The organism is Sphingomonas sp. PP-CE-3A-406 (assembly GCF_003688625.1).
Classification (GTDB): Bacteria; Pseudomonadota; Alphaproteobacteria; order Sphingomonadales; family Sphingomonadaceae; genus Sphingomonas.
This window is the reverse complement of record NZ_RCWY01000001.1, coordinates 973,929-991,476: the sequence shown is the minus strand read 5'-3', so window position 1 is coordinate 991,476 and position 17,548 is coordinate 973,929. Positions and strand designations below refer to the sequence as shown.

Here is a 17,548-nt window from a genome sequence, read left to right as displayed (position 1 = left end):
GGCGCCTCCGGCGCAGAGCAAAGCGGCACCGTGAAGGGCTTGGCATAATGAGGAGGCGCGCGTCTAGGATCGATGCTGCACCGCGTCAATGTGGAAAGCGATGGACTGCCTCAGGCCGTCAAGGGTCGTCGGCTCGGGACCCGATCATCTACGGCGTGCCGCACCGGAGCCATCAGCGTCCAACGCTACGCTGACCGACTTACCGGTGTAAGCGATCGTCCGACCGATGCCTTCGCCGAGTCCGACGCCGTTGCCCGCGCCGACCGCAACGACATGGAAGATGCGCGAGGCGGGCATACCCGGATAGTGGCCTTGCCGCGCACCGATCGTCAGCGTTCCGGTCTTGTCGTCCAGTGCAAGATCGATCGTCGCACGCTCGCCGCGCCGCCAGCCCTGGCCGTCCCCGGCATCGTCGTAGAGCGTGAAGCGTCCGTCGCGACCGCGGTACACGCGCAGTTCGGTCGGCAAAGCGGGCGACAGCTCGGTATATTGGACGCGTTGCCCCAGCGGCAGGATCGTTCCCGCCGCGATGTGCAGCGGGATCTGGCCGATCGGCGCGTTCACCGCGACGCGCGTGCCGCCAGTCAGCCGTGCGCCCGACCAGAAATCATACCAGTCCGTGCCCGCGGGCAGATAGACCTGTCGCGACGTCGCACTCTTCTCGACCACCGGGCTGACCAGGATCGACCGGCCGAACAGATATTCGTCGCGCAGGTCTCGCGCGACTTCGTCGTGCGGGAACGCCATCCCAGCCGGATACAGGAACGACGCGCCGTGCTGCGTGACCTGCCAAGACTGTGCGTAAAGGAACGGCAGCAGCCGGTAGCGCAACGCGACCGCATCGAGCAGCGGACCGCGGGCAGGCTCGGGGAAGCTGTAGACTTCCTTGCCGGCGCCGGTTCCGTGGATGCGGAACATCGGATTGAACACGGCGAACTGGAGCCAGCGGGTGAACAACTCCTGATAGGCGGGATCTTCGGGGCTGCCGCCGAAGAATCCGCCGATGTCGGCCGACCAATAGGGAATGCCGGTCATCGAGAAGTTGACGCCGGCGGGGATCTGCGCGCGGAACACGTCCCACCGTCCGGCAACGTCGCCCGACCAGGTGATCGCGGCATTGCGCTGCTGCCCGGCCCACGCCGACCGCGTCAGGATGATCGGGCGCTTGGCGGCGAAGTCGGTCGTCATGCCGTCGTGCACCGCGCTGGTGTGCATCAGGGGATACGCGTTGTAGACGTCCGCTCCGGATCCGATAGCGGTCCGCACGTCGCGCATCTCGCCCCAGTGGCCGCCGAGTTCCGCCTCGCTGCCGTCGAGCCAATAGCCGTCGAAGCCCGCCTTGCCCAAGCGCTCGGACACGAACCGCCAATAGGTCGCGCGTGCGGTCTTCGAGAACGCGTCGTACCAGCGACCTTCGCCGGCGGGATAGACGTTGGGATAGGTCTTTGCGTACAGCCCGCCGACCGCGTCGAGTGCACTGGTCGTGTCGAGGTCGCGGTCGAACCGTGGCCAGATCGACACGATGCTGTGCACATTCTGCCGGTGCAGCGTGTCGAGCATCCCCTGGGGATCGGGATAGCGCGCCGGGTCCATCCGGTGGCTGCCCCATTCGCCGGGCTTCCAATATTGCCAGTCCTGGACGACCGCATCGAGCGGGATCTTCATCGCACGGTAGCGCGCGGCGACACCCAGCAATTCGGCCTGCGATCCGTAACGCTCCTTCGATTGCCACAGCCCCCAGGTCCAGCGTGCCATCAGCGGCGCTTGCCCGGTGAGGCCGCGATAGGCGCCGATCACGTCGTCGACATCGGGGCCGCCGAACAGGAAATAATCGATTCCCTCGCCCGCCTGCGATCGGAACACGATCCGGTCGGTGGCCTGCGGTACGGCGACGGCGACATCGGTCACCGCCGGGTTGTTCCAGAACAGGCCGTAGCCCGCGCTGGAGACGAACACGGGGACGCCGACATCGGTGTTGGCCTGCTGCAACCGGACCGTCGTGCCGCGATAATCGAGCAGTCCGGCCTGATGCTGGCCCAACCCGTAGATCGCCTGGCCGCCGCCGATCTCGAACCGCTGCTGGACGCGACCGTCGGGCTCCGGCGCGTCGCCCAGTCGTCGGGTCACCGGATCGCTTTCGCCGATCAGCGGCTTGCCGTCCGCACCGAGCAACGCGACCCGGCCATCGGCCTTGGCGACCATCACACGCATCGCAGCCGTCGCGATCACGAAGCGATCCGCGTCTTCCGTCATCGTCCAGGCGACGCGCGCTGGCGAGCCGAGGACCGCGAGACCGGTGTCTAACTCTGGCACCCGTGCCGCGGCGACCGTCACCCGGATCGCGCGCTCGCCCCACACCGTTACGCGAAGGACGCCACCGGGTACGCGGAACCGGGCCCCGTCGCTGGTCTTCTGCTCCAACGTCGTGCGCGCCGCGGGAGCTTGCGTCTCGGAGGATTGCCAGGGAGTCTGTGCGCTCACAGGGGTGGCGCTGGCGATCGCGCCGACCACTGCCGCGCCGATCCAAGTATGTCGCATCCGTCCTCCCGGTCCGGACTTGAACGCCGGCATGACAGGAGGTTATGTCAGAGTATTGGGTGGGTCAAATGATCCGCCACTCGACCGTATTGGTTACGCCGTCCGCTCAGCATCACCGGCGAGCGGAACTGTCGAGCATGCGCGCCGGACTGACGATCGCGCGGTTCCGTCCCTCGCGCTTCGCCTGATACAGCGCGGCATCCGCGGTCTGGATAAGCGTCGTTCCATCGCGCGACATGCCGGGGTTCCAGGTCGCGAGCCCGAACGACATGGTCGTCGATCCGAGCCGTTTGCCGCTCTGCTCCAGTGTGAGATCGGCGATCGTCTGCCGGACGATTTCGACGCGGTTCAACAGCGTTTCGGCGGTCGTCCCAGGCGCGATGATCGTGAATTCCTCGCCGCCGAAACGACATACGACGTCGCCGTCGCGGAAGCGGGCGCGCAGTTCGTTGGCAACCGCGTGCAAGACGAAGTCGCCCGCATCATGCCCGAACTCGTCGTTGAACCGCTTGAAGTGATCGATATCGCACATCACCAGGCTGAGCGGCGGTCCGCCGCGCGCGGCGCGGGCGATCTCGATCGCCAGCGTCTCCTCCATGTAGCGGCGATTGAACAACCCGGTCAGCGGATCGCGGATCGTCTGTTCGCGCAGATCGCGCTGCAACCGGTGGTTGACGAGCGCGGAGGCGATGTTCTCGGCGAGTACCGTCAGCTGAAAGCGGCTGTCGCCGGTGATCATGCCCTGCAGATACAGCACGCCGATGACTTCGCCGGACGCGAGGAGCGGCTCGCAGTGATAGACCGTCGCCGCATCGCCGACGTGCGCGCAGACGATATCGCCGCCCGGTACCGCGACGAAGTGGCTCTGGCCGCGCCGCAACGCCCAGCATTGGTCGGGCGCGAACCCGTCGGTTTCGATAGCGACGCCGCCCCAGGTCGCCATCGGCGTCAACAGGTTGCGCGAGTTGTTGTGGACGAACAGCGCACCGGGCAGTCCCGGCAGCACGCGCGGCACGAACAGCTGGACGATCTGCGCCAGTTCCATGTCGGTGCGCGCGGCCTGCATGCGGTGCGCCATCCCGCCGAGAAGCTCGATCGCCTCGCCGCGTTCGCGCATGCTGTCGGCGTTGCGGACCAGCTCCCCGTTGGCGTGCTGAAGCTGGTGCTCGCTCTCAACCTGTTCGCCGACCGCAGCCTCCAGCAGCTCTGCCATCGCGTTGTAGCCCGTCGCGAGGTCGTCGAACTCGCGCGACCCCATCGCGCTGGTGATCCTGGCACTGCGGTCGCCCTTGCCGAGATCGGCCATCGCCTCCTTCATCAGGACCGAGGGGCGTTTGATCCCGCGAATGACGAGCCCGGACACCAGGATGACGATCAGCGCGATGATCGCCACGCCTGCGATGGCGAGCCGACGCACGCCCGTCAGCCGCTGCCCCGCCGCGTCGGTCCGCTGCGTCTGAAGGTTGCGCTCCTCGGCCAGAAACTCTCGCGCCCGGAGCGTGATGGTCGACATCAGGTCCCGCCCGCGCCCGCTGGCCACCATCGCCGCAGCCCTGTCGAATGCGCCCACCTGGCCGAGGTCGAGCGGACCACGGAGAACCGCGGTCCGTTCGCGGATCAACCGACGAAGCTCGTTGGCGCGCATGTTCTGAACGGGATTGTCGGCGGTGAGCAACGCAACTTGCGAGATATCACTCAGCGAACCCGTAACGCGATCTTCGAACGACTGCGCGAACGCCGGGTTGTGCGTGATGATGAAGCCGCGCTGGCCCGACTCCGCGTCACGAAGCTCGCCGAGCGCCTGGGTCATCGTCTCGATGACCTCCGCCGAATGCGTCACCTGACCGAAGCTGTCGCGTGTGTCGAGCGAAGCGTGGATGAGCAAGGCCGCGAGTGCGGTCAGGGCAACGACGACGACGACGCCCAGCATGGCTATGCGCGAGGAGAGCGACGACAACATGTCTTAATTCTAGCGCGAAAGACGTTGCCAAAGTCTGACCATGCCGGAAAAATTCGAAATGGTTTCTTACCGTCCGGGCCATATCCGCTCGGCCGTGAGGCGGGTGAGCGCCGTCATCGCCGCAGTCACAGGCGTGCCGGGCCACGCGAGTGGCGCAATCAACCCGAACCGGGTTTATTGATATATGTTGTCGAAATTATACGTAACTTGTTAGTGTTTCGCAGGCAGTTAGGTCCGCAAGACCATGCCAAACCAGCGAAATTTTCGAAGCGAATCGTCGCGTGGCAGCCATTGGCGACGCGCGGCGACCAGTGCGCGCGACGATATCGTCTTTGCGGGTCGAACCGCGGCCGGTCCCTCGCTCGACGATTCCGCGGATCGAACGGGCATGCTCGGCACGGCAATCCGGTTCGCCGCGTCGCTGCTGAACTTGGTGCCGTTTTCGCGCGTCGTCGCGGGTCCGAAGGCGGTGATCGTCCTGCTTGTCCTGGCGGTTACCTTGTGCCTCGGCACGCTGATCTACGTCCAGCATGCCAACAGCGTGATCGTCGACCGCGACATGGACGCGGCGGTGTCGTTGAGCGAGATCGCGGCACGGTTCGATCACGAAGACGGCAACCTGTACCGGCTGATGGTCGACGAAGCGGCGAGCGGACCGTCCGCGGGCGGCGAACATCGTCTCGGCCGGATCAGCGCCCGGATCGATCGGATCAGTGCCGATCTCGCGGCGCAGCAGCAGGCGATGTCGCCGCACGATCGCGCGCGCGCCGCCAACGTCGTCGTCGAACTTGCGAAATATCGCGAGGCGGTCGACGTGGTCTCGTCGATGCTGGAGATCGATTTCGCGACCAGCGTCGGCATGCTTCGGCCGTTCCGCGCCAATGCCGATCACGTCCTGACGGCGATCAAGGGTATCGCCGCGTCGGGCATCACCGATGCGCACCGCCATGCCGAAGAGGCCGCCTGGCGGACCCGTCTGCTCGTCGCGCTGGTCACGACCGCGATGCTGATCGTCGCCGCGCTGTCCTATGCCTGGCTGGCGCTGGCAGCGACACGGGGGACGCAGTTGCGCGCGGAAATCATCCGGCGCGGCGTCGCCGAACAGGAAGCGCTGCTGCTGGCGCGAACCGACGCGCTGACGGGGTTGGTCAATCGACGCGTGTTCGTCGGCGATATCCAACGCGCGGTCGGCGCGGCGCTGGCGTCCGACAGCAGATTGTCGGTGATCCTGACCGATCTCGACAGTTTCAAAGACGCCAACGACACGCATGGCCACGCGGCGGGCGATACCGTGCTGAAAGTGGTCGCGCACCGCCTGCGGGTCGTCTTCGGGGCGAACAGCACGATCGCGCGGTTGGGTGGCGACGAGTTCGCCATCCTCCTGCCGCAGGACCAGGAGCATAGCGACGTGATGGCGCTGGCCCATCAGGCGAGCGTCGCGCTGCACGAGCCGCTCGTGTGGCGCGGCAACATGATCAAGGTCGGCGCCAGCATCGGCGTCTCGCGGTTCCCCGAGGACGGATCCGAACCCGACGACCTGCTGCACGCCGCCGACATCGCGATGTACGAGGCCAAGCGCGACCGGATACGACGGGTCTGCCTTTTCGCCCCGGCGATGGAGCTCGACCGTCTCGAACGGCGCCGGATGGAGCAGGAGCTGTGCGATGGCATCGTGCGCGGCGAGATACGGCCGTTCTATCAGCCGATCATGCGGTTCTCGGATGGCCAGCTCTATGGCTTCGAGGTCCTCGCAAGGTGGTATCATCCGCGTCTGGGGTTGTTGACGCCCGACAGGTTCGTCCGGATCGCCGAAACGACCGGGCAGATCACCGAGATGACCAAGTCGGTCCTGCGTCAGGCGTGTATCGACCTCAGCCATATGCCCGATCATCTGCGGATGGCGGTGAACATATCGCCGATGCAGCTTGAGGAGCCGAACCTCGCCGAGACGCTGATCGGGATCATCCGCGATGCGCACGTGATCCCGTCGCGGATCGAGATCGAGATCACCGAGGACGCGGTGATGGACGACGTCGTTGCCGCAGAACGCGTGCTCGACACGTTCCGTCGGAGCGGGATCTCGATTGCGCTCGACGATTTCGGCACCGGCTATTCGAGCCTGTCCCATCTGCGACGGTTCAAGTTCGACAAGATCAAGATCGACCAAAGCTTCGTCAGGTCGATGCACGAGAGCGTCGAAAGCGAGAAGCTGATCGATGCGATCGTCGCGCTGGCGGTGAATTTCGGGATGGAAGTGACCGCCGAGGGCATCGAAGACGCGCAGACCGCCAGCCTGCTCGCACAGCGCGGTTGCACGCAGGGGCAGGGCTATTTCTTCGGCAAGCCGACCGCGTTCGCGCAGGCTGCCGCGCTCGTCACGCGCGGTGAGCGCGAAGCGGCGTGACAATGTCTGTGCCGTATCGCGCGCGGTCCGCAGGTGGCGCGCGTCGACCCACGCCAGCCACGATATTTTCCGCACCGACCCGTTTTCCTACGGGCACCGGGCATCGCTTATCGCCGAAACCCGCTGTCATGCGGGACGAACCCTTAGGATCAACGTGAAATCTCTGTCGTATCTCGCGGGTCCCATCCTCGCCTTTTCGGCTGTGCTGCCGACGCAGCCGGCTCCGTCGGCGGTGCTCAACGTGCCGGTCGCGGCGCGTGTCATCACCTTCGTGCAGCCGGCGCCGGTCGGGGTCGTGCCGGTCGCGATCGTGTACGAGCCCGGCAATGCCGCATCGGAAGCGGACGCGGCGGATATGGAACGCGCGCTGTCGAACGGCATCACGATCGGCCGGGCGACGCTGCGGACGCGACGCGTGGCCGTGTCGAACCTCGAGCAGCTAAGCGGGATCAAGGCCGCCTTCGTGACGACGGGCCTGCGCGCATATCAGGACGAGGTCGCGGCGGCGGCCGGCGCGCAGTCTGTTCTGACGATCACGGCGGACTCCGCCTGCGTCATCAGCGGGAAGTGCGTCGTCGGCATCACCAGCCCGAATCGGACGCAGATCATCGTCAGCAAGGCGGCGGCGCGACGCAGCGGTATCCGCTTCGGTTCGGCATTCCTCATGCTCGTCAAGGAGGTCTGATCGTGCGGTATCGTACTTCGCTTCGTCTTGCCGCCCTCGCGAGCCTGCCGCTCGTCGCGATGCCCGTCCATGCGCAACGCATGGATTACGACCTACTGAGCCAGACGATGGGCGAACCCGTCACCAAGAGCGTCACCGGCAAGCCGCAACGCCAGTCGGAAAGCCCTGCATCGACGATCGTCATCAACCACGACCAGATCCTGCGCTCGCCGGCCAAGGACGTTCCGAGCCTGCTCAATACCTATGCCGGGATCGACGTGAACCACTGGACCGCGGGGCAGAGCGACATCGCGGTGCGCGGCGGCGTGCAGACGTACAACCCGCGGCTGCTCGTGCTGGTCAACGGGCGCCAGGTCTATCTCGATCACTACGGGATGACCGACTGGAACCTGCTCGGCATCCAGCTCGAGGAAATCCAGCAGATCGAACTCGTGCGCGGCCCGGTCGGTGCGCTGTTCGGGTTCAATGCGGCGAGCGGCGTCGTCAACATCATCACGATCGATCCGCTGGCGAGCCGCAAGATCTTCGCCACCGCGGAGGCCGGCAATCATGGCTATGGCCGGATCGCCGGTGCGCTCAGCATGCCGGTTTCCAGCGGGGTCGGACTCCGGGTGTCCGGCGGGCACATGCGCGAGAACGAGCGCGCGATACCGGCCGACCAGATCCAGCCCGCGCGCGCCGACGACGTGATCCGCGACGACGTGTCGGCGACGGTCGATGCCGATCTCGATGCGCAGACCCAGTTGAGCGTGACCGGCGGCTATGCGCGCAATCGCCAGTTGGAACTGCTCGTCACGCAGATCTACAGCGAACAGCTGTACAGGACCCGCAATATCGGCGTGCACGTCGACCGCGACACGCCGTGGGGCAGCATCACCGCGCAGGTGTACAATAACTGGCTCGATGCCCGATACGGGATCGGATCGAACGATCCGGGACGCGCGCCGATCGCCGCGCTGCAGACGTTCGACCTGTCGGCACGCACCTTCGTCGCGCAGACCTCGGCGCTGGTCAGGCTGAGCGGCGACGATACCGCGCGGATCGGCGTCGAGTACCGCGACAACCGCGTCGCCAGCGGTGTGACGTTTTCGCGGATCACCGACTATTCGGTCCTTTCGGCCAATGCGATGCTCGACGTGCGGGTCGCCGATCCGCTGTCGGTAAACCTTGCCGGCCGGATCGACACGCTGTCGCTGGGGCAATCGGGGACGATCGCCGCGATCACCGCCAACACCGCGCGCGACTTCGACCGCTCGTTCACGGCATTCAGTTTCAACGCCGCGGCGGTCTATCAGCTGGGGGTTCGGCAGACCGTTCGGCTGAACGGCGGGCGCGCCGTGCAGGCGCCGTCGCTGGTGGTGTTCGGGATGAATATCCCGGTGACGTTCGTCGGCGTACCGCTGCCGGTCGTCGTCGCGGGCGATCCGGCGATCAAACCGGTCGAGGTCTGGAGCGCCGAACTCGCCTATGATTACCGGATTTCCGATGCGCTGGAGATCAAGACGGTGGCGTTCTTCACCCGCACGAACAACGCGATCGCCTATCCCGGCGACAATCCCGTGCTCGAGATCCACGGCGTGACCGATCCGTTCCTAGTCACGCGGGTCGCCAACATCGGTAATTTCCGCACGTACGGCGTGGAGCTGTCGGCGCGGGGGGCGATCCGGGACCATGTCACCTGGCGCGCGAATTATTCCTTCACGCAGACCGACGAGGCATTGCCGGCGAATGCTCGCGGCATCGAATATGCGTTCGTGCCCGGCGAAGCGACCGCCCGGCACAAGGCCAATGTCGTGATCGATTATAGCGGCGCGCGGTGGTCCGGATCGGTCGTCGGCCGGTATACGTCCGCGACGCGCCAGCTCAGCACGCGGCCCGATACGTTTCTCGATCTGTTCGACGTGTCGGCCGCGCTCGCGCTCGACGCTAAGGTCGGCGTCCGCCTGTCACGGACGGTCTCGGCGTGGGTTGCGGGCGAGAATTTGACGCACGCGTCGGGGGCCACCAAGTCGCCGCTCCCTGCGGATACGCGGGTGCGATCGGGGATCAGCTTCTCGTTCTGACCGCCCTCATCACGCGCCGACGCCGCGCTCGTGCGCCCAGACCACGGCGGCGCTGCGTCGGTTGACGCCGATCTTGGCGTAGAGTCGCGCGACATGGTTGCGGACCGTGTTGCGCGACAGCCCCAGGCGCTCGGCGATCGCCGCATCGTCGAGATCCTGGCAGATCAGTTCGAGCACCTCGCGTTCGCGTTTGCTGAGATCGGTCGAAGGGGCGCTGGTCCCGGACAGTGCACGCGGATTACGTAGCGTCGCCAGCTTGTCCATGATCGAGCGGCTGAGCCAGTTGGCGTCCTTCATTACCGCATCGATCGCCTCGACGAGATCGAGTTCGCCGCGCCGCCGTGCCGAGATGTCCTGATACAGCCATAGCACGCACGGTGCGCCGTCGACGCTGATCCGTTCGGCGGACACCAGGCAGTCGAGCCCTTCGCCGTTTTTGTGGAGCAGCCGGACATCGTGCCCGCGAAATCCGCCGGACTCGCGGATCTCGGTTTCTAGGCCCTCGCGTTGCACCGCGTCGTTCCACAGTTGCAGGTCGTCCGCGACCATGCCCACCACCGCCTTCTCGGTGTAGCCGGTGAGCGTCTTGAATGCGGCGTTGACCTGCGCGATGCGGTTGTCGTCGCCCTGTGTCACGACCATGGCGATCGGTGCCATTTCGAACACCGAGGCGAAGTGGCGTTCGCTGGCCTGCAACGCGCGTTCGGCCTGACGACGCGGTTCGAGATCGGCGAAGGTGAACAGCAGGCAGTCTTCGTTCGCGACCTCGATCGGCTGGCCGGCCAGCACGACCAGCGTCTTGTCGCCGCTTGCCAACGGCAGCTCGGCTTCGAGTTGCGGGACCGTCTTGCCCGCGGCCACGCAGTCCCTGACGAACGGCTTGCGCTGCACCTCGGTCAGAAAATCGAACTCGAACAGCGTTTTGCCGATGATCTGGTCGCGGCTGTAGCCCGACAGGTCGAGAAACCCCTGGTTGACGAGCACGTAGCGCTGGTCGGCGACCCGGATGATCAGCGCCGGCGCCGGATTGGCATGGAACATCGCCTCGAACCGGTCCTCGGCGTCGAACCGCTCGGACACGTCGTTGATGACGAGCCCCAGGCAGTCGGGCTCGCCACCATCCTCGTCCATGACGATGTCGCGAACCTGGTGCACCCAGCGCGGCTCGTCCGCACCCGCCGGGCCGACCTCGACGATCAAGTCGGGAAAGCTCTCCCCCGCGAGCAGCCGCATCAGCGGGTATTCGCGGCGCGGGATCTTCCGGTGGTTCCGGTGGCGCAGGTCGAACCGCGCGGCGTAATCGTCGGCGGTCTCGCCCAGATCCTTCACCGAGGATATCCCGTGCATCTTGAGTGCGGCAGGGTTCGCGCTGAGGATGACGCCGGTCGGATCCATCAGGATCACGCCTTCGAGCAGCCCGGTCATGAGCTGTTCGAGATGGTGCAGCGTGGGGGCGTGGAGCGGCGGATGCGGTGTCTTCGTCATACCCCGTCCAGCGCCGGCGGGAGGCATCTGGTTCCCCCCAGGAAGGCGCAAAAATACCAATTACCCCGGTATTCCTGCACCAATCGGCAAAAGTGGTGAACTGAACGGAACCGCGAGTCCGACTGTTAAGCATCCCGTATCACACTTCAGAAAGCCTCATCATGAACCTCATCATTCTTCTAATCGTCGGCGGACTTATCGGCTGGGTCGCGAGCATGATCATGCGGACCGATGCGCAGCAGGGGATCTTCCTCAACATCGTCGTCGGTATCGTCGGCGCGTTGCTCGCCGGGTTCCTGATCACGCCGCTGATCGGTGGCGCCTCGATCATGGACGGCGCGCTCAACATCCAGTCGATCCTGATCTCGCTGGTCGGCGCGGTCATCCTGCTCGCGATCATCAACCTGTTTCGTCGCGGCACGGCACGCTGAGCAAACGGCGCGGCAGTTCCAGCGTGGAACTGCCGCCCCGACTGCGGATTATCGAAGAACAAGAAACAAAGGAGAGTATGATGACTGTTCGAGCATTTATGGCCTGTGGCGCAATGCTGCTGGCGTCGAGCGCCGTCGCACAGACCGCGACGCATACCGGCGCGCACAACCCCGCGATCAAGAGCAACGACGCCGCACACGTTGCGGCCCCCGCCAGCGGCGCCAATTCCTTCTCGCAAGACCAGGCGCGCGGCCGGCTGACCAAGGCCGGCTATCGGTCGGTGTCCGCGCTGACCAAGGACAAGGACGGCGTCTGGCGGGGCATGGCGACCCGCGGCGGCAAGAAGGTCCATGTCGGGCTCGACTACAAGGGCAACGTGACCGCGCGCTGATCCCATTTCTTAGGAGAGAAACGATGACCAAGACACTCACACGCCTGTTCGACGACTATGCCGACGCAACCGCCGCGCTCCACGATCTCGAGCGGCTGGGCGTACCGCATAGTCATATCAGCATCGTCGCCAGCAACGCAGACGGCGCGCATGGCGATAGCGACACGACGCTCGGCGACGTCGACGACCGCGGCGATGTCAGCCGCGGCGTCTCGACCGGCGCAGCGGTTGGCGGCGTCGGTGGCCTGCTCGCCGGGCTCGGCCTGCTCGCGATCCCAGGTCTCGGTCCGATCGTCGCGGCGGGCTGGCTCGCCTCGACCGTGGTCGGTGCCGGGATCGGTGCTGCCGGTGGTGCTGCAACCGGCACGATCGTCGGCGCATTGAAGGACGCAGGGCATTCCGAAGAAGACGCGCATGTCTATTCGGAAGGCGTCCGTCGCGGTGGCACGCTGCTGAGCGCGCGCGTCGAGGACGATCTGGTCACAGAAGCCGAAGCGGTGCTCGATCGTAACCGCTCGGTCGACGCGACGACGCGCGGCGCGGCGTATCGCCAGGACGGCTGGAGCCGCTTCGACGAGGCTGCCCCCGCCTATACGCGCGATGAAGTTGCTGCCGAGCGGAACCGGTATCGGCCGACCACGACGTCGACCTACTGAGCCAATACCGCTTGAATGAAGACGGCGGCCTGTTGGAAAACAGGCCGCCGTTTTTCGTCAGAACCGCGTGGAAATGGTCGCGCCGTAGGTCCTCGGATCGCCGGGCTGGCCGACGATCAGACCGGTGCTGCCCGATTGGGTCGCGAGCACGTCATAGTAATACTCGTCGAACGCATTGCGCAGCCAGAGGAACGCGTTGATCCCTTCGCGCTCGCGGAACCCGACGCGGAAGTTGCTCAGCGAATAACCGTTAATCTCGGTGTAGATCGACTCCGACGGGTTCGACGAGAAATGCGACCGGTAGCTGCCGTCATAGCCGACATAGACTTGACCATCCTTGCCCGCGATCCGCGCGGGCAGGTCGTATTCCGCCCCGTATGAGAGCGCGAATTTCGAGACGCCGGGCAGGCGCTGCCCCGAGATGTCGCAGCTTGCCGGGCTGTACGACGGCCTTGTCGCGGTGCCGGCCTGGCCTGCGGGGCTTGCCGGGTGCGTCGCATCCGCCGCGGTGCCGCCGGTCAGCTCGGGCGGGCAGGGCGCATCGACGAACTTGACGTATTTGGCGTCGGTGTAGGCGCCGTTGACGTACAGGTTCAGCCGCTCCGACGGCCGGAACGCGGAGTCGAATTCGAGACCGCGCGTGCGCACCTTGCCCGCATTAGCCAGATAACCGCGCAACACCGAATACTGGTTGTTGGTGACGGTCGCCTGGTACTCCGCGATCTCGGTCCAGAACCCGGCGATGTTCAACGTCACGCGCCGATCGGCGAACTGCGTCTTCAGCCCCAGCTCGTAATGATTGACCTTTTCCGGCTTCACGGTCGCCGACGCGAGGATCGGGTTGTTGTTGGCGTCGAGCGGCAGGCCTGACAGGTTGATGCCGCCCGATTTATAGCTGCGCGCATAGGTCGCATAGGCGTGGATGTCGGGGGTCACGGTGTACGACGCGGTGATGTCGCCCGACAGGTTCCAGTTGTCGAATGTCGGCTTGTAGCTTTGCGGGGCGAGCACGCCGCGCTGATCGGCTGTCAGCGTAGTGCCGCCATTGCCGGTGGTGACAACGGAGACGTAATCGCCGTCCTTCTTGTCGTAGTTCAACCGCAGGCCGGGCGCGATCTGAAGCTTGTTCGTGGCATGCCAGGTGAGCTTTCCGAACAGCGCGGCGCTGGTGTTAGTAAATCCGATCGTGTTGCGGCTGGTCAGCCCGTCGAGCACCGACGGGTTGCACGCCGCGGTGGTCGCGGTCGCGCATCCGGTAGCGCCGGGCGCGACACCGTTGCCGGGATTGAGCAGGAACCGGCTCGCCGCGGGTCCCTGGACCTGAAGACCCTGCGTATCGATCGTCTGGTGGAAGTAGAAGACGCCGACCGTGTAGTCGACCGCGTGCGTACCGTTCGATCCGACCCGCAGTTCCTGGCTGAACTGGCTCTGCTGCGACGGGTTCGCCGAGACCGGGGTGATCGGCAGGCCGATGAAGTCGCGATCATTCGACGGGTCCCAGTGCCAGAACCGCCATGCGGTCACCGACGTCACCGTCGCCGGGCCGAGATCCCAGTTCGCGAGCAGCGATGCGCCGCCCAGCTCTTGCTTCGCGCGCAACGGCGTATCGACGTCGGTCACCCGGTCGAACGCGTTCGTCGACGGCACGACATAGCCCTGCGCCGCGGCCAGCGCCGCATATTGCCGGTTGAGCGGTCGCTGCGTCGTGCCGACCCGCGCATAATATTGGACGCAGCAATTGGGGTTCTGCCGGCCGTAATCGCCGTATAGCGTCAGATCGAGATTGGAGGCCGCGCGCCACAGCAGCTGGCCGCGAAACCCGAGATTGTCCTGGCTGTTGAGATAGATGTCGGTGCGCGAATTGTAGATCGTGCCGCGCCGCGTCGTGATCGACGTCGACAGCCGGATCGCCAGCTTATCGTCGACCAGCGGCCCCGACACCGACGCCTTGCCCTGGAAGAAATCGTAATTGCCGCCGCTCAACTCGACGCGCGCCTCGGGCGTGAAGCTCGGTGCGCGCGTGGTGACGTTGATTGCGCCCGCGGTGGTGTTCTTGCCGTATAGGGTGCCCTGCGGTCCGCGGAGGATCTCGATCCGCTCGGTATCGGTGAAGTCGAACGTCGCCGAGGCGATGCGGCTGTAATAGACCTGGTCGACATAGATGCCGACGCCCTGTTCGATGCCGTCGTTGGTCAGGCCGAACGGCGCGCCGAGCCCGCGGATATTGGCGGCCGAATTACGCGGGTTGGTCGAATAGAATTGCAGCGTCGGCGCCAGCTGCGTGATGCGGCTGACGTTGTACGCGCCGGTGTCGGCGATCGCGGTGCCGCCGATCACCGACATCGCGATCGGCACGCTTTGGACGGTTTCCGCGCGGCGGCGTGCGGTGACGAGGATGTCGCCGCCTGCATCGCCCGACGCCGGGCCTGCGCGTTCCTGCTCGCCTGTGGACTGCGTCGGTTGCGCGGCCGACGTCGCCACGGGTGCGGGCTGTGGGGGCGGGGTCTGCGGCACCTGCTCGGCACTCTGTAACGTCATCAGCAAAGCAGTCAGCACCATATCGCGTCCCCCGAACCTGTGCCGATAAACTCCATTGATATAGTGGGATTACCAATATCTATTTTGATCGGATGCCTAAAGCTCAGCTTTGAGGGTGCGGGATGGTGGCGCCGGCCGGACGGTATATAGACGCCGGGATGATGAAGGAGAGCCGCATGAAACCGCTGATCGGACGCGATACGCGTTTGTGCATGTCGCTGTCGGCGAGGCCCGGCAATTTCGGCACCCGCTTTCACAACCGGCTCTACGCACTGACCGGGCTCGATTACGTGTACAAGTCGTTTTCGACCACCGATCTGCCCGCGGCGATCGGCGGGATCCGCGCGCTGGATATTCGCGGCTGTGCGATCTCGATGCCGTTCAAGGAGGCGGTGATCGCGCTGCTCGACGGTCTTGCGCCATCGGCGAGTGCGATCGACAGCGTGAACACGATCGTCAACGACGAAGGCGTGCTGACCGGGCACAATACGGATTACGGCGCGGTCGTCGATCTGGTCGCGGATCTCGATCGATCGCTCTCGTTCGTGCTGCACGGTTCGGGCGGGATGGCCAAGGCGGTCGCCGCCGCGTTGAGCGACAGCGGTTTCCGGGACGGCACCGTCGTTGCGCGCAATGCGACGGCTGGGCAGGCGCTCGCCGACCTGTACGGGTATCGCTGGGCCTCGGAAGTTGGCGGGAGCGCGCGCCTCCTCATCAACGTGACGCCGATCGGAATGACCGGGGCGGATGCGGACGCGCTGGCGTTCCCGTCCGACATGATCGCGGCGTGCGACATCGCGTTCGACGTGGTGCAATATCCGCCCGAGACGCCGTTCCTGCGCGCCGCCGCGGACGCGGGCAAGCGCTGCATCACCGGGACCGAGGTCGCGACCCTGCAGGCGCTGCAACAGTTCGTGCTCTACACCGGCGTGACGCCCGATGCCGCGCAGGTCGCCGACGCGGCTGAGTGGGCGCGCGCGAACTCGTAAGCCGCCCGCACCTATTTCGTCAGGTCAGTGAGCAGCGAGCGGTAATAGGTGATCGCCAGCGGGATGTTGTCGATCGGCGTCCGCTCGTTCAGGCCGTGGCTGAAGTCGTCGGACTGCTTGATGAAGGTCGGGCTGACGCCGTAGCTCGGCACGCCGACCGAACGGTACCACATCGAATCGCTCGCGCCCGCCGACATGCTCGGGAAGATCGGCACGCCGGGGCGGATCTTGGCCATCGCCGTCTTGACCGCATTCATCAGATCGGCGCGCAACGGCGAGGCGTCGGTCGGGTTCGATCCTTCGGTGACGTCGCTGAATTTCACGCCCGGGTCGGCGGCGACCTTGGCGAGTTCGGCCATCACGGTCGCGGGTTTCACGCCGGGGAAGATGCGGCAGTTGATGTTCGCGGTCGCGCGCTGCGGCAACGCGTTGAGCGCATGCCCGCCGCTGATCATCGATGTGACGCAGGTCGTGCCGATCTGGCCGACATAGCCAGGATTGGCGGCGAGCGTCTCGATCGCCTTCTGGTCCTTGGGATTGGCGGCGAAGGCGCGCATTGCGGCACCGATCTCTGGTGTCTGGCGCGGTGCGACGCCCTCGAAATAGCCCTTGGTGATCGGCGACAGCTGCGGCGTGAAGCGATAGTCGCCGATTTTCACCAGCGCCGCGGCGAGCTGGTTGATTGCGTTCACTTTGCGCGGTGCGGACGAGTGGCCGCCCGCGCTGGTCGTTTCGAGCTGGAAGTCGGCATAGGTCTTTTCGGCCGCGCCGACCGTGAAATATTCGGCCTTGCCGTCTTCCGCGTAAAGCCCGCCGCCGCCGTCGATGTTGAGCGCCATCTCGGCAGTCTTGAGCCGGTCGGCGATCAGCGACGACGTCTTCATGACGGTTTCCTCGTCACCCGACAGCGCGAGGACGATGCCGCGCTTGGGTTTGTACCCCGCCTTCTTCATGTCGAGCAGCGTGGCGATCGCCAGCGCGGCATCGAGCTTCATGTCGGTCGCGCCGCGGCCGTAGAGATAGCCGTTCTCGACCACAGCCGTGAACGGATCGCGCTGCCAGTCGGCGGGCTTGGCCTCGACCACGTCGATATGCCCGGAGACGACGATCGGCTTCAGCGCCGCATCGGACCCCTTCCAGGTCGCGATCAGATAGGCGGTGTCGTCGACCGGGGTGACCGTCACGTCGCTCGCCGCAAAGCCGCCGCCGACCAGCACCGACTTCAGATAGGCGGCAAGCTGCGGCGTCTGGTTGCCGGGACCGCGCACGCTGCGAAACGCGATCATCTTCTTGGCGATTTCGAGGCCGTTGGAGGCGGCCGGCGAGGTCGTCGTCTGGGCGGTGGCGGGAATCGCGGCCGTCACGGCAGCGCAGGTCAGGAACAGCTTCAGTGTCATCTTATGTCCT

At 65.6% G+C, this 17,548-nt stretch carries 12 protein-coding genes; 7 read left to right on the top strand and 5 right to left on the bottom strand.

Going from position 1 to position 17,548, the window contains the following annotated elements:
* Window positions 1-144: 144 nt before the first annotated feature.
* Complete coding sequence (locus C8J44_RS04245; protein WP_121903454.1) at window positions 145-2,538, bottom strand: glycoside hydrolase family 31 protein; 2,394 nt, start codon at window positions 2,536-2,538, stop codon at window positions 145-147.
* Window positions 2,539-2,650: 112 nt separating this feature from the next.
* Entirely contained in the window at window positions 2,651-4,498 is a 1,848-nt protein-coding gene (locus C8J44_RS04240; protein ID WP_183128693.1) for a diguanylate cyclase, read from the bottom strand.
* Between the two features lie 388 nt (window positions 4,499-4,886).
* Here C8J44_RS04240 and C8J44_RS04235 point away from each other — a divergent pair, with 388 nt between their 5' ends.
* The 3 genes from C8J44_RS04235 to C8J44_RS04225 all read left to right on the top strand — a co-directional run bounded on the left by C8J44_RS04235 (window position 4,887) and on the right by C8J44_RS04225 (window position 9,650).
* Window positions 4,887-6,902, top strand: coding sequence for a bifunctional diguanylate cyclase/phosphodiesterase (locus C8J44_RS04235; protein ID WP_183128692.1), 2,016 nt, complete (start codon window positions 4,887-4,889; stop codon window positions 6,900-6,902).
* A 154-nt stretch (window positions 6,903-7,056) separates the two neighbouring features.
* Complete coding sequence (locus C8J44_RS04230) at window positions 7,057-7,587, top strand: YfiR family protein (protein WP_121903452.1); 531 nt, start codon at window positions 7,057-7,059, stop codon at window positions 7,585-7,587.
* Window positions 7,588-7,589: 2 nt separating this feature from the next.
* A complete protein-coding gene (locus C8J44_RS04225) occupies window positions 7,590-9,650 on the top strand; it encodes a TonB-dependent siderophore receptor (protein ID WP_121903451.1) in 2,061 nt (686 codons plus the stop codon).
* Between the two features lie 9 nt (window positions 9,651-9,659).
* On the opposite strand, the gene C8J44_RS04220 is transcribed toward C8J44_RS04225, so the two are convergent.
* The gene (locus C8J44_RS04220; RefSeq protein ID WP_121903450.1) at window positions 9,660-11,135 is read right to left on the bottom strand and encodes a helix-turn-helix transcriptional regulator; all 1,476 of its coding nucleotides are present in this window, start codon (window positions 11,133-11,135) and stop codon (window positions 9,660-9,662) included.
* Between the two features lie 161 nt (window positions 11,136-11,296).
* Here C8J44_RS04220 and C8J44_RS04215 point away from each other — a divergent pair, with 161 nt between their 5' ends.
* From C8J44_RS04215 to C8J44_RS04205, 3 genes are all read left to right on the top strand, one after another.
* A complete protein-coding gene (locus C8J44_RS04215; protein ID WP_060524249.1) occupies window positions 11,297-11,566 on the top strand; it encodes a GlsB/YeaQ/YmgE family stress response membrane protein in 270 nt (89 codons plus the stop codon).
* An 80-nt stretch (window positions 11,567-11,646) separates the two neighbouring features.
* Window positions 11,647-11,958 (top strand): hypothetical protein, encoded by a 312-nt coding sequence (locus C8J44_RS04210; RefSeq protein WP_121903840.1) that lies wholly within the window; start codon window positions 11,647-11,649, stop codon window positions 11,956-11,958.
* A 23-nt stretch (window positions 11,959-11,981) separates the two neighbouring features.
* Entirely contained in the window at window positions 11,982-12,614 is a 633-nt protein-coding gene (locus tag C8J44_RS04205; RefSeq protein WP_121903449.1) for a hypothetical protein, read from the top strand.
* Window positions 12,615-12,671: 57 nt separating this feature from the next.
* Here C8J44_RS04205 and C8J44_RS04200 read toward each other — a convergent pair whose 3' ends face one another.
* Window positions 12,672-15,173, bottom strand: coding sequence for a TonB-dependent receptor (locus tag C8J44_RS04200; RefSeq protein ID WP_121903448.1), 2,502 nt, complete (start codon window positions 15,171-15,173; stop codon window positions 12,672-12,674).
* 155 nt (window positions 15,174-15,328) lie between these two features.
* On the opposite strand from C8J44_RS04200, the gene C8J44_RS04195 reads away from it, so the two are divergent.
* Window positions 15,329-16,141 (top strand): shikimate 5-dehydrogenase, encoded by an 813-nt coding sequence (locus C8J44_RS04195; RefSeq protein ID WP_121903839.1) that lies wholly within the window; start codon window positions 15,329-15,331, stop codon window positions 16,139-16,141.
* 11 nt (window positions 16,142-16,152) lie between these two features.
* On the opposite strand, the gene C8J44_RS04190 is transcribed toward C8J44_RS04195, so the two are convergent.
* Window positions 16,153-17,538 (bottom strand): M20/M25/M40 family metallo-hydrolase, encoded by a 1,386-nt coding sequence (locus C8J44_RS04190; RefSeq protein ID WP_121903447.1) that lies wholly within the window; start codon window positions 17,536-17,538, stop codon window positions 16,153-16,155.
* Window positions 17,539-17,548 lie beyond the last annotated feature (10 nt).

Coding starts and splice junctions, on each gene's coding strand:
- C8J44_RS04245 (WP_121903454.1), bottom strand. CDS start 2,538: ATGCGACATACTTGGATCGGCGCGGCAGTGGTCGGCGCGATCGCCAGC.
- C8J44_RS04240 (WP_183128693.1), bottom strand. CDS start 4,498: ATGTTGTCGTCGCTCTCCTCGCGCATAGCCATGCTGGGCGTCGTCGTC.
- C8J44_RS04235 (WP_183128692.1), top strand. CDS start 4,887: ATGCTCGGCACGGCAATCCGGTTCGCCGCGTCGCTGCTGAACTTGGTG.
- C8J44_RS04220 (WP_121903450.1), bottom strand. CDS start 11,135: ATGACGAAGACACCGCATCCGCCGCTCCACGCCCCCACGCTGCACCAT.
- C8J44_RS04215 (WP_060524249.1), top strand. CDS start 11,297: ATGAACCTCATCATTCTTCTAATCGTCGGCGGACTTATCGGCTGGGTC.
- C8J44_RS04210 (WP_121903840.1), top strand. CDS start 11,647: ATGACTGTTCGAGCATTTATGGCCTGTGGCGCAATGCTGCTGGCGTCG.
- C8J44_RS04205 (WP_121903449.1), top strand. CDS start 11,982: ATGACCAAGACACTCACACGCCTGTTCGACGACTATGCCGACGCAACC.
- C8J44_RS04200 (WP_121903448.1), bottom strand. CDS start 15,173: ATGGTGCTGACTGCTTTGCTGATGACGTTACAGAGTGCCGAGCAGGTG.
- C8J44_RS04195 (WP_121903839.1), top strand. CDS start 15,329: ATGAAACCGCTGATCGGACGCGATACGCGTTTGTGCATGTCGCTGTCG.
- C8J44_RS04190 (WP_121903447.1), bottom strand. CDS start 17,538: ATGACACTGAAGCTGTTCCTGACCTGCGCTGCCGTGACGGCCGCGATT.